9 protein-coding genes and 1 tRNA gene are annotated in these 12,851 nt (G+C 57.8%); 5 read left to right on the forward strand and 5 right to left on the reverse strand.

Translation table 11 applies throughout. The features are described 5' to 3' along the window. Positions 1 to 9 precede the first annotated feature (9 nt). The 3 genes from DOLE_RS14185 to DOLE_RS14195 all read left to right on the forward strand — a co-directional run bounded on the left by DOLE_RS14185 (position 10) and on the right by DOLE_RS14195 (position 1,740). Positions 10 to 84, forward strand: a tRNA-Val gene (locus DOLE_RS14185). Positions 85 to 139: 55 nt separating this feature from the next. Next, positions 140 to 664 carry a cyclic nucleotide-binding domain-containing protein gene (locus tag DOLE_RS14190; protein ID WP_012176174.1) on the forward strand — a complete coding sequence of 175 codons (525 nt, stop codon included), beginning with the start codon at positions 140 to 142 and terminating at the stop codon, positions 662 to 664. Between the two features lie 29 nt (positions 665 to 693). Continuing rightward, on the forward strand, positions 694 to 1,740 hold the full coding sequence (locus DOLE_RS14195) for a radical SAM protein (protein WP_012176175.1): 1,047 nt from the start codon (positions 694 to 696) through the stop codon (positions 1,738 to 1,740). Positions 1,741 to 1,872: 132 nt separating this feature from the next. Here DOLE_RS14195 and DOLE_RS14200 read toward each other — a convergent pair whose 3' ends face one another. From DOLE_RS14200 to DOLE_RS14220, 5 genes are all read right to left on the reverse strand, one after another. Further along, positions 1,873 to 3,096 (reverse strand): hypothetical protein, encoded by a 1,224-nt coding sequence (locus DOLE_RS14200; RefSeq protein ID WP_012176176.1) that lies wholly within the window; start codon positions 3,094 to 3,096, stop codon positions 1,873 to 1,875. A 55-nt stretch (positions 3,097 to 3,151) separates the two neighbouring features. After that, on the reverse strand, positions 3,152 to 4,006 hold the full coding sequence (locus DOLE_RS14205; protein WP_012176177.1) for a glycine betaine ABC transporter substrate-binding protein: 855 nt from the start codon (positions 4,004 to 4,006) through the stop codon (positions 3,152 to 3,154). A gap of 112 nt (positions 4,007 to 4,118) precedes the next feature. Next, the gene (locus DOLE_RS14210; protein ID WP_012176178.1) at positions 4,119 to 4,955 is read right to left on the reverse strand and encodes an ABC transporter permease; all 837 of its coding nucleotides are present in this window, start codon (positions 4,953 to 4,955) and stop codon (positions 4,119 to 4,121) included. Further along, the gene (locus DOLE_RS14215; RefSeq protein WP_012176179.1) at positions 4,948 to 6,147 is read right to left on the reverse strand and encodes a quaternary amine ABC transporter ATP-binding protein; all 1,200 of its coding nucleotides are present in this window, start codon (positions 6,145 to 6,147) and stop codon (positions 4,948 to 4,950) included. The genes DOLE_RS14210 and DOLE_RS14215 overlap by 8 nt, the downstream gene beginning before the upstream one ends. Before the next feature lie 582 nt (positions 6,148 to 6,729). Further along, positions 6,730 to 10,050: a right-handed parallel beta-helix repeat-containing protein gene (locus DOLE_RS14220; protein ID WP_012176180.1), complete on the reverse strand. Its 3,321-nt coding sequence runs from the start codon at positions 10,048 to 10,050 to the stop codon at positions 6,730 to 6,732. A gap of 554 nt (positions 10,051 to 10,604) precedes the next feature. Between DOLE_RS14220 and DOLE_RS17610 the strand changes: the two genes are divergently transcribed. Both DOLE_RS17610 and DOLE_RS14235 read left to right on the forward strand, forming a co-directional pair. Then, positions 10,605 to 11,390, forward strand: coding sequence for a GntR family transcriptional regulator (locus tag DOLE_RS17610; RefSeq protein WP_012176181.1), 786 nt, complete (start codon positions 10,605 to 10,607; stop codon positions 11,388 to 11,390). Then, positions 11,387 to 12,850 (forward strand): hypothetical protein, encoded by a 1,464-nt coding sequence (locus DOLE_RS14235; protein WP_012176182.1) that lies wholly within the window; start codon positions 11,387 to 11,389, stop codon positions 12,848 to 12,850. The genes DOLE_RS17610 and DOLE_RS14235 overlap by 4 nt, the downstream gene beginning before the upstream one ends. Position 12,851 lies beyond the last annotated feature (1 nt).

Below are 12,851 nucleotides of genomic sequence, written 5' to 3' on the forward strand. Positions count from 1 at the left end.
TTGACAGATGGGCGGTTAACTCAGCGGGAGAGTGCCACCTTCACACGGTGGAAGCCACTGGTTCAAATCCAGTACCGCCCACCATCACCTTCCCCGGGCCAGCTGGAAACCATCGGCCTCCTGGACAGGAGAAACGCACATGCTGGAATCCAAATACCTGAAAGACAACATTCAGAACATTCAGAAGTTGATGAGCATCCCTGCGTTGAAACACTTTGAAACACGCAACCTGGCCAAAATCCTGCGGCTGAGCAAAATTCGGGAGTATGACGACGGCGAGGTAATCATCAAGGAAGGGGACGTGGATCCCTGGCTCTACTTCCTGCTGACCGGCAGGGTGATCATCAAAAAACGGGGTATCGAAATCACCCAGATCAATTCTATCGGCGAGATCTTCGGCGAGATGCGAATCATCGACGATGAGGGCCGGTCCGCCGATGTCTATGCCGACGGCCACACGATCTGCCTGGCGGTAAACACCTCGGCCCACAAGCATTACCCGTCCGGCACCAGCACCGACAAGGAAGAGACCTTAGACTTTATCCTGCTGCTTTACCGGATCTTCGCCGAGTACATGAGCGCCCGGCTGCGGCTCACCAACACTGAACTGATCAAGGCCAAGATGGAGGCGGGCAAGCTTCGAAAGAAGCTTCAGGGAAAATAGCCGATGGTTTCCTGCCGCCACAATCCCTTATGACGCCCCGATTGCCGCACGAAAAAAAGACCGTCTCCTTTTCCAGGGAGGCGGTCAATGTCTTTTTTCACATTCTCACCCGGTGCAACCTCCGCTGCGCCCACTGTTACATCAACCCGGATCAGCACGGCGCCGACACCCTGCCCCTGGAGACCATTTGCCGCTGGCTGGAGGCGTTTTCCCCGGCCACCCGCAAGGCCAATCTCATTTTCCTGGGCGGAGAGCCCACCCTGCACCCGGACCTGGCCCTCGCCGCGGCCCATGCCCGGAAAATCGGCTATGATTCGGTCACCATCGACACCAACGGCTACCTGTTTAACGATATACTTGATAAAACCACCCCCGACACCATCGACTACATCAGCTTTTCCTTAGACGGGGCCACGCCGGAAACCAACGACGCCATTCGGGGAAAAGGCAGCTACGAAGCCTGCCTGGCCGGTATTCAAAAGGCCAATGCCAGGGGGTTTGCCACCAGCCTGATCTACACGGTCAGCACGGCCAACCTGCACGAGCTTGCCGCCATGCCCGATCTGGCGGGCCGGCTGGGCATTTCCAGAATGTTTATCCAGGTGCTGGGCATTCGCGGCAAATCAGCCGGAGACAAGGCCGCTCAGGACATGGGCCAGGTATCACGGGAACAATGGCGGGAAAATGTACCGGCGGCGGCCATGGCCGGTGCCGATCACGGCATCATTGTCACCTACCCGAAAGTGTTTTTAGGCGAGGATGAAGTGTTTGAATGCGCGGGCCGGGTGGCGGACAACTATTTTATTTTCCCCAACGGCCGGGTCTACCGGTGCCCCCTGTGCGAGGACTTTCCCCTGCACAGCCTGGCCTTTGAAAACAACCGGCTGGTGGCCACCCCGCGCGTCAACGAGGCCGACCTGTTTGAGCTGGACATTGCCGAGGGGTGCGTGATGAACCGGCTGGTGCAGCCGGGCAACCTTTCCTGGCGGCCCGACGGCCGGCCCAAATACCGCATCGCCTGCTGCATGTTAAAAGAAGAGGTGCGGCCCGGCAAGCCGGACCGCACCTCTATCTGAGACACCGGGCAAACCCCTGTGATGGCCCGTCAAAGGGCGAACACAAGGTTCGCCCCTACCGTATTTGCGAGTGTCGAAGCAACACAGCAGCTGCGGCCAAGGTGACCCGGTGCGAAGGGTGAAATATTCGGGTTAGAAGTAATAGCCAAAGTTGATGTTGCCCCGGTATTCCCACGCATTGGTGGTGTTGGCGCCGAACCGGTTGCTGGCCCAGGCCGGACCCGGGCTGGTGCCGTATCCCACCTCGTTGCCCACAAAGTCGTTGCCATTGGAAAAGGCCAGGTCGGTGTAGATATACCATCCGCCGTTGGCCCAGGCCGCCCCGACCACCGCCATCTCGCTGTCGTTGAAATCGCTCTCCGTCTTCATGATGGCGCTGTATTCCACGTAGGGCAGCACGTAGTCCAGCCACTCCACCCCCGGCGTATCAATTTTATAGCTCAGGGAGACCGCGGGAATAAAGGCCTCGGCCGCAATCAGGGTGGGAAAATCAAAGGCCCCCATCTGCACCAGCTTGTCCGTACCCAGGGGCTGGGCCGCGTCCACATCATAATTGTAATAGGTGAGCTGGGGCGCCAGCTTGAAATTCCCCATGGTGGCCACGGCGTGGACCGATGCCGCCATGTGGTCCCCGTCGTCCTGGATGCCGTTGCTCTCCAGCAGCCCGTACTGCAGGGAGGCGCCGAGATCGGTGGAGACACTGTCCCCCGCAACGGTATAAATTGCCCGGACGTTGAACTGGTGACGCTCCTCGTACCCCTGGCCGGTCTCGTCCACCACGTCATAGGAGTAGCGCACGCTGTCTTTTGAAAAATTGGCGCCGTTGTGGGTTCCTTCGTCGGAAACATAGTAACCGAAATCAAGGGTCAGATTGTCCATGGGCTTGGTGTACTTGACGCCCAGGTCCATGTCATCGGCCAGGCCCACATAGTAGTGCTGGTCAAACATCCAGCTCTGGGAGACGCCGTAGGCGGTGGGGCCGAAAGGCACCCGGTTGAGGCCCACCTGGACCTGGCTGTCATTGTCAAAGTTGTACCCGATCCACCCGGTGTGGGGAAAGTGGTAGCCGTCGTGGTTGTTGTTGCCGTAACCGGGATAAAACCGGTACTCGGCCTTGGCCACCCACTGCGCGTGGGCGTAGTCCAGGTTGATGCGAAAGGTGTCCAGGGCCACGGTGCCGCCGTCCTCCTGGGCACGTGAAGAGCGGTCCAGTATGGGATCATAATCGCCGATCGTGTAGTTGGCCCGAATCGCACCGCCGATCTTCAGGTCCCCCACCTGAAAGGCGGAAGCCGCAACCGGCAGGCAGAGCATCACCGCTGCCGTCACCATCAGCCATTTGCTTGTCTTAAACATTTTTCCTCCTTGATATCATATTTTTGAGTTTATCTTTTTTATACGAAGATGCCGTCTATTTGGGCAGCCAGGCCGCCACCTTGTCCGGGTTCTGCTTCACCCACTTGACGGCGTTTTCTTCCGGGGTGGTTCCCTTTTCCTGGTTCCAGGCCATCACGGTCTGAATATCCTCGGGGGTCCACTCAAACCGGTCGAGAAACGCGTACAGGTCCGGCTTGTCTTTCTTCAGCCCCTTGCGTACGATGGTGTCGATATACTCGTCCCCGCCATAAATCCCAAGCGGATCCTCCAGGTACTTCAGGTCCCACCTGCCGAACTTCCAGTGAGGGGTCCAGCCGGTAACCACCACCCACTCCTTGTTTTTGATCTTGTCGCTCAGCACCATGGTCATCATGGCGCCGCTGCCCTCCATCAGTTCCATCTTCTTCATCTTATAGGCCTTGATGGCGGCTTCGGTCTTGGACATGATGCCGGCGCCGGGGTCGATGCCCGTGATCTGGCCGTCAAATTTGTCGGCATTGGCGTCCAGCTCCTCGATGGAGTCGATGGTCACATAGGCCGGCACCACCAGGCCGATGCGGGTGCCCACCAGGTTATGACCCAGGTTTTCCACCTTGTTCTTGACCTTGTCATAGTAATGACCATGGGTGGTGGGCAGCCAGGCCGTGGTGCAGGCATCCACGTCACCGGTGGCCAGGGCCTGCCACATGGCGGCGGCACTGACCGGAGTGAGTTCCACATCGTAGCCCATTTTTGTCTCCAGCACGGCCTTGACCACATTGGCCGACGCCGTGGCGCAGGACCACTCCACGTAAACAATCTCAGCGGTCTTGTCCTTGGCCGTTGCCGGCCCCAGGCCCAGGGCCATGCCGAGTGCCAGAACAATTAGAATCGATAACATCCGTTTCATAACATCCTCCTTCTGATTTACAGTTAAATGGAACAACCATGCGGCGCAAAAACAGAACGCCGCACACTCTCAACTTTTTCAGACAGACCGGATGATCTGTCGGATCTACATATCAGTGGCCTTCCTTTTGGTCCGTTCCCACCCGTTGCATGACCCGGTCCAGAATGATGGCCAGGATCACGATGCCGATGCCGGCTTCAAACCCCCGGCCCGGCTCCAGCCGCTGAATCGCCTTCCAGACCTCGCCACCCAGACCCTTGGCGCCGATCATGGCGGCAATCACCACCATGGACAGTGCCAGCATGATGGTCTGGTTGATACCGGCCATCATGGTGGTCTTGGCAATGGGCAGCTGGACCTTGAACAGCTTCTGTCCCCTGGAGCTGCCAAAGGCGTCGGCCGCCTCCACCAGTTCCCTGGGCACCTGCTTGATGCCCAGACAGGTAAGCCGGATACAGGGCGGCACCGAGAAAATCACGGTTGAAAAGATGGCGCCCACGGCCCCCAGGCCGAAAAAGGGAATGGCCGGAATCAGGTAGACAAAGGCCGGCATGGTCTGCATCACGTCCAGGATGGGCGTGATGATCCGGTAGGCGGTCTGGCTCAGGGCCGACAGGATGCCCAGGGGAACACCGATGGCAATGGCAAACAGCACCGCGATGACGATCAGGGCCATGGTGCTCACAGTGGGAGCCCACAGCTCCATGTTCCAGATCAGCAGCAGCCCCACAAGGGTAAACAGGGCAATGCCCCGGCGCCGGCTTAAAAACCAGGCCAGGCCGGTGAGCGCCAGGATCAGCACCAGGGGGTGAAAAAACATCATGACGCTTACCATGATATCCACACCGTTTTCCGTGACCTTGGAAAAGGCCTTGGTGGCAAAGGAAAAATGGTCCACGAAAAAATCGATGGCCGACTCGATGACCTCACCGATGGGTATTCTATACATTTCCAATGGTCCCCCTTTCTGAAAGTCCGGCCAGCAACGACCCTTTTATGATCACGCCCTTTAACCGGCCGGCCTCATCCACCACCGGCACCGGGTAGGGCAGCCGGGCCAGCAGCGGAATGATCTCCACCGCCGGGGTGTCCAGGGCCACTGTCTCAATATCGGTGTTCACGATCTTTTCAAGGGTGGGATCCCCCCTCCCGGCCGCCTCGGCGGCGGTGTCAGCCGTAACATAGCCGTAGAGCTTTTTGTCTTTTCTCACGAAAATCTGGGAAATCTGGGAGTGTTGCATCTTTCGCAGGGCCGCCTTGGGGCCGTCGGTGTGAAAATAGGCCAGCTCCTTGGGTTTGATCATCACCCGTTCGGCGGTGATCACCTTGGTCATGTCCACGTCTTCCACGAACTTGGCCACATAATCATTGGCCGGGTGGGAGAGAATCTCCTCGGCTGTTCCGGCCTGTACGATACGGGCGTCCTTCATCAGCACGATCCGGTCCCCCAGCTTGAGGGCCTCGTCCAGGTCATGGCTGATAAACACGATGGTCTTCTGCATCCTGTCCTGAAGGGTGAGCAGTTCGTCCTGCATGTCGCCGCGGATCAACGGGTCCAGGGCGCTGAACGCCTCGTCCATCAGCATGACATCCGCGTCCAGGGCCAGGGCCCGGGCCAGGCCCACCCGCTGCTGCATGCCGCCGCTGAGCTGACCGGGATAGGAGTCGGCCCACCCCTCCAGCCCCACCTGGGCCAGGGCCTCCAGGGACCGTTTTTTGCGGGCCACCGGCTCCAGCTTCTGAATTTCAAGGCCGTAGGCCACGTTGTCCAAGACCGTGCGGTGGGGAAACAGGGCAAAATTCTGGAACACCATGCCGAAATGCTGCAACCGGAAACGCCGCAGCTGCTCCTTGTCCAGCTTTGTCACATCCTGGCCGTCGACGATCACCTTTCCGGCAGTGGGATCGATCAGCCGGTTGATGCACCGCACCAGGGTGGACTTGCCGCTGCCGGACAACCCCATGACCACCAGGATCTCCCCCTCTTTCACGGTAAAAGAAGCATCGGCCACCCCCACCCCGTGCCGGGTCTTTTCCATGATCTCGTCCTTGCCCATGCCCTGGGCAAGCAGCTTCATTGCCGCCTCCGGGTTGGGCCCGAAAATCTTGTAAAGATTTTCAATTACAATTTTTTCCGTCATTGGCGTCCCTTTTCTCTTTAACCAGAATGTTTTTTATATACAGATGAGTATGCAGCAAGCAGGATCGTCCCTGCCCTGGCGCCGCCCCCGTACCAGAAGGCCGGAAGTTGCAAAAAAAACAAGCCTTAAGGCAACTACTTGAAATATTTTAATAAAAACGAACAGGGTGCAAAAAAACAACCAGCCCTGTTTCTGTTTTAAATAGTTTTTACCGCGGGCACACCATTGAAAAAACACAGGGGCTTTTACAAATGAGCCATAACTAATTTAAACTATGATATATTTTTGATATGCCCCAGTGGTATCAAAATTTCGGCCCCTTGTCAAATCAGGGGCCGGGGGGAGGGGGGCCGGCGTGAGGAACCATGGGTAAACTTCAAGGAGCGGCCTGTCCGCCATAGCCTTTGGCGACGGCGGGAAGCGACGAAGCAATCTCATGGCATGGGAAAAAATCCGGTGGCGTGAAACCCGAAGGAGGGTGGAGACGCAACCGGGGTTTGTCGGGAATCAAAAAAAACCCCCGGCATGCGGCAACCCGCATACCGGGGGCAATGTTATCCAGACAAATCAGGCGGCGAAAGCCTACTCCTCCAGCAAAGTGGACACAAAACAGGACATATCCACGGAAGAGTCACCTGAAGTATAGTTCAGGCTGGCCATGGGCGGGGGCGGCTCGTCATCCCCGGCAATGGCCGAAGCCGGGGCAAAAAGCGTTTCTGCCGCCTGTTTCACGTAATCCAGGCTGCGGGCCAGCCATGTTTTTACGCCAACTCCCGCATCCGCATGAATCAGCAGATCACCGCCGCCATGATAGGACCCATAGAACCGCAGGTTTATATGGGGCTGTTTGGCCCGTACCCAGTAACCACAGCCCGCCTCCATCGTGGTGGTGGCGGCATTATAAGCCCCGTTCCACGACCAGAGGCGGGTGTCAATATATTCGTTGCCGGCCGGCAGATTGCCGATCAGGTCGGTAAAGACCGGCTCCCCGGTTTCCGGGTCATACACCACCACGCCGACCTCGCTCCAGGCATAGTTCCGGTCGTTGGGCGGGCCCACCATGTTCCAACCGTTGCCGTTGGCATCGTTATACCGCAGGGCGACCTCCACATCCACCTCCGTGGTCATGGGCACGCCGGAGATGTCGGTCGTCAGCCCCTCCCGGGCCAGGACCCATGCGGCCTCGCCCGGATAAACCATGAAGTTGGGATACTCCCGGTACCCCCCGGCTCCCATCTCGCAGTCATACACGCCGATGCGGTAATGGGTGGTGTTGTATCCGCCGGACAGGTCGTCCCCGAAAACCGCCGTGGCCGAAGGGTTGCTTGGAATATGGGTAAAGGAAACCATCCGGTAGTCCTCAATCTCGGTGCCCGGCTCCATGGGCGGCAGGGACGTGGTTTCTTCAGTGCCCACAACAAAAATATTGGTCGGCACACCCTCTTCTCCCGGTTTTTGGGACCAGGCGTATTTCAGGCTGCCGCTGTCCTGGTATCCCACAATCCACTGGTAGGCCATGCCTTCCAAAAAATTATACGCGTCAAGGGTATAACGGGTCAGGTCCGTGCCCCCTTCCGCCACATAGTTGAACGGCGAGGGAAAACTGCTGAAATAGTCGATATCGGCCCGGCCCACCTTCCAGTGGGTGGTCAAATGGCTGTCTTTTTCCGGGTCGGAAAAGGCACTGGCCCGAAGGGTGACCGGCTGCCCCGGCGCAAACACCTGAAACGGCGACGGGCTCACATAGGTAGGCACTGCAGGCGGCAGGTTGCCCGTGGGCGGCATCACCAGATGCTCGTAACACCCCATGTCCGGATGGGCACCCTGAGTGGACCGGATGGTGCCGTCCAGATCGACTGAAATGGTGGAGGTCACAGCCGCGTCCACGCAGGGCGAACCGGACATCAGGTGGTAGTCGGCAATGCCGGTGTTATTATAAAGGGGATCTCCGGTGATGTTGTTGGCCCCCGCAGTGACGCCGTCATAGTTGAGGGTGTTGCCGAACAGGCAGTTATAGTCAATGGTTGGCGTGCTTGCAGTAGCGCTATCGGCAATACCTGTGCCGCAATTGGTAATGATATTGTACCGGATATCCGGGGACACCGTAGTGCCAGTGAGATAAGACATGTCGATGCCCGCCATGTAAGCGCCATCAATGGTATTATGGTAGATTATGGGGGTCACGGGATCGGACTCTCCCGCATCCAGAAAAATTCCCCTGTCCAGGTCCGTGACCATGCTGTCGCCGTTGTAGATCAGGTTGTTGACAATGATCGGAGAGCATGTAAGCGCATCACTGATAAGATGAATGCCAAACGGGGTGTCATAAATCTTGTTGCCGGCAATCGTGTTGGTGCTGTCGCAATCGTACAGGATAATGCCGGCGCTGAGATTTTCATGAATATCGCAGCCCGTGACGGTGATGTTGGTGCTGTTGTAGATATAAACGCCGTACAGGTCTGCGTTGCGGATCTCGAAATCTTTGACCGTGATGTTGTCGCAATACCAGAAGTGCAGGCCATAGGTCCAGGAGGTGCCGGTGGCGTCGATAGTGGTGCCGCCGGCCGGGTCACCCAGAATCTCCGAATCAAACATGTAAAACTCCAGGTCCGACTCTGTTTCACCATTGGCCACACTGTATACCCCCGGCGCCACATAAATGGTTATGCCAGTGGTGTCCCACAACTCCGTTGCCGCGTGGTGCAGGGTCTTCCAGGCTGTTCCAGGGGTCAGGCCGTCATTGGTGTCACTGCCGGTGTTGACGTTGACATAATAGACACTGGCCGCCGAATACTCATAACACCCGATATCCGCGTAAGTTCCCTGGGGACGGGTCTTGCCGTCCAGATCAACCGGCGTAGTGGAAGGAATGGCTGCCTCCACGCATGCAGACGCCCCTACCAGGTGATAATCGGCGGCAGTGCCCGGATCGGCATACTGGGGATCGGCACTGATATCGTTGGTGCCGGCAATGACGCCGGTACCGCTGTAATCGGCGGTGGTGTTGCCGAACAGATTATTATAGTCGATGTTGGGCGTAATCGTGCCCGAACCAAAGATGCCTACATCAAAGGTGGTGATATTGTTGTACTGGATATCCGGTTCTATAGTCCCGCCGCCGCCGAGGTCGTAAATAAAAATGCCATAGGTGGCACCGCCGTCAATGGTATTGTGATAAATTGTGGGAGAAGCTGTGACTGTCGAGCCTGTCACATTAATAAAGATGCCCGTGTCCATGCCCGACGTCGGGCCGTCGTAAATCAGGTTGTTGACAATGACGGGAGACCCCACAAGCCCTGCGGCCGAAATTTCAATACCGGTGGGATTGTCGTAGATCTTGTTGGCGGCAACCGTGTTGCTGGCATCGCATTCACTCAGATAAATACCGGCCCCGAAGTTATCATGAATACTGCATCGAGTAATTGTATGGCCGCTGCCGCCGTTGATATAGACCCCGTAACCCGATGCCCCCCTGATTTCGAGGTCGCTGATCGTTATGTTGGAAACCGTATAGAGCTGGCTCACACTGATACCATTGCTCCAGTAGGCGGCACCGGAACAGTCGATGATGGTGCCACCGGCCGGGTCTCCAAGAATGGAGGAGTCCGTCATATAAATATCCAGAAAATCGTCCAGCTCACCATTGGCAGGACTATAGATACCGGGGGCCACATGGATGATGTTGAAGCTGGATTCGACCAGCATGCTGGCGGTATAGTGCAGCGTCTTCCAGGCTGTTCCCGGGGTCAGGCCGTCATTGGTGTCACTGCCGGTGTTGATATCCACGTAATAGTCAGCCCCCGTTGCCGCGCCGGGCAGGGCCAGCAAAAGGGCCAGGGCCAGAAACAGGCCGAAAATGGCCGCCATGGTACCGTTCTTTTTTATGTCTGCCTGAAGCCGCATGGTCTTTTCTCCTTGCTGTTTATTTCCCCTGGCCGCACCGCAACAGGAATCCCTTGGTGGCCGCCATATCTGTGTGGAAAAAAATTAATGATAAGAAGTTGCTATCACAGTCATTGTCTATACCAATCCCCCTGCTGAGTGTCAATATTTTTCCCTTCTGCCTCTTAGCTGGTGCGGCAGGTTGACCGACACGAAGGGTTCTTCTTCGTTCCCTTCGTGATCTTCGTGATCTTCGTGTTACAAAGCGGCCGGCTTTCCCTTTCCCGGGTGGCACGGGCAAACCGCAGGTTGCCCGTGAACATCAGTCCGGAAATGAAGCACGGGCAAGCTGTCGCTTGGCCCGTGGCACCCGTCAGAGACCGGTCGTTTGATACCGTCCTGCCGATGCCCTTACGGGCACACTACAAACAGGGCATCTCTCTCCGCGCTTATTTATTGATAAGAAAAAAGGAAAGCGGCTGGTATCGATTTTTTCTGTTGACACTCCCCGACCAAAACGGCATATTGCCGACAATCGACTTTATAACAGCGATTCTTTATAAGAACGAGGTGCCATGACATTTATCGCCCCCCAGAGCCTCCCAGAACAGATTGCTGAAATTATTAGAGAAAAAATCGTTCGGCTGGAACTCAGGCCCGGCGAGAACATTCGCGAGGCCCAGCTTGCCGCAGAATTGAATGTCAGCCGCAGCCCCATACGGGAGGCCCTGCGCCTGCTGGAAAAACAGCGCCTGGTGGAACAGGTGCCGCGCAAGGGCACCCGGGTAACCGACCTGTCCGAACAGGGAATAGCGGACCTCTACGACGTTGCCGGGGCACTGATTGTGCTGGCCGCCAAACAGTGCGCGGCCAAAAGCACGGCCGACGAGCTTTCCGCCATCAACGACGCCGTGGTCCGGGCCGGCCGGGCCGTTGCAAAAAAAGATGTGGCCGGCTATCACACCGCTTTTTTCGAGTTTGCCCTGCACTGCATGCAAAGCGCGAAAAACCCACTGCTGGAGGACATGATCATGGACCTTCTGCACGGGGTGCGCCGCATGCAGTTCCTCACCCTCTCCCTGCGCAGCGAAAACCTGGAGGAGAACCTGGAAATCCTTGAAAGGGGCAACGCCTATCTTCAGAACAATGACGGCGAAATGGCGGTCAACACGGTCATCGAATATGTTGCAAAGGAAAAAAGCGTGGCCGTCAAAACCCTCAACCAGGGGCTTCACCTCATGGCCGGCAGGGACGGGGCAACACGGCACCTGCCCGGCAACCCCGGAGCCGGTGGCATCCCTATATACAATGAACGGCCCGTACGGCCGGCCATCGCATCAAACAGGAGAAAAAGCATATGACCGAAAACGCACACCCCGTTCCACCGGCTGCCGACGACCCGATGCGCCGCATCGCCGGCACACGGGAAATAAGAACCCTGGTGGCGGCCCTGATGCCTGAGATGCTGGACATCTGGGCACAGAGCGGCACCGGCCCGATCCGGACCACCGCCAGAAAAACGGTTTCGAAAATCGCCGGGGGCGATATTCGAAACGCCATGCTGGACAAAACCGCCATGGACCGGGCCCCGGCCCTGCACACCCTGGCCGGAGATCCCGAATTCGTGGGACAGGTGTCCGCACAGACCGGGGAGTTGGTGAACGGCCTGTATACCGTGCTGCTGAACGCGGCCGGGGAGATCAACGCGCTTGATGTGGCCGTTAAAAAAGACCTGATCCAAACGATTACCAGCGACCTGTCTTCCGGAAAAAGTGCCGCGCTGGTAACGATTTGCTGTCGCGTCATCAATGATATTCATAAGGATGAGCCGGAATTCCTGGCCCGAGTCCTGGCGCCTGCCTTTGAAAAATGGATCACCTCCATGGATTTCGGGGAGCTCAAGGAGCTTCTGGAAACCAGCACACCGGGCATTTCGGCCCTGGTCCATATGATCAACGAGACCTTGTGGAAGTACCCGGCCAAGGTCATCTCTCTCGTGTCCCTGGCGCCGTCGATCATTAATATAACCATCGATGCCCTGGCCCAGACCCTGGGCACTTTCAATAATGAAGGCACACCGGATATGGTGGCCGATGTGCTGCTGTCGGTGCTGCGGGAAATCGATGCCCAGGCCGCCGGCCGCCTGGTGAACCAGATGGCGGAACAGGCGCGGCAACTCCATGTGGGCAGCGCCCTGATCGGCGAGCCGGGCGCTCCGCAGCTGCCCAACGATTTATCCTCCCTGTTTGATGCCATTGTCAAAGAGATAAACGGTGAGGTGTTGTGGAAAGCCAGGGCTGCCATGGCTGAGATCAAAAGCCAGGCCCACTCCGCCATGACGGATGTTCTGGCGGACAACCCGGACCTGCTGACCGGCGGCATGGCTACCAAAAGCGCGGTACACAACGCCCGTATACGCGCTGTCAGCCACCGGGTCTCCACCCTGGAGTCCATGGACCCGGACGCGATCAACACCGCCCTGGGAACCTCCCTGGAAAACCTCGATCTTCAGGAGGGCGCCAATGCCGTCAACGCCGTGATCCTGGTGGCCGGCCGGCTGCTGGAAGCCCGGTCGGAGGCGATCCGCGACAAGGCCGGCTCCCTGGTCGACGCCCTGGACCTGTACGGCGCGTCGGAGACGATCGAAAGGGCGGGCGAGGTCGTGGGAGAAGCGCTGCTGCCGCTGGCCCGGGCCGTGGTGCCCCCCCTGGCCCGGGGAATCCTCAAATCCCTGGCCGCGGACGATGACGAATTTGAAGACGGCGCACAGGCCGCAAGGCGCCTGCTGGCCGCTTTATTAAAAAACGGGGAGGCGGATTAAA

The sequence above is a fragment of the Desulfosudis oleivorans Hxd3 genome (assembly GCF_000018405.1).
GTDB classification, from domain to species: domain Bacteria; phylum Desulfobacterota; class Desulfobacteria; order Desulfobacterales; family Desulfosudaceae; genus Desulfosudis; species Desulfosudis oleivorans.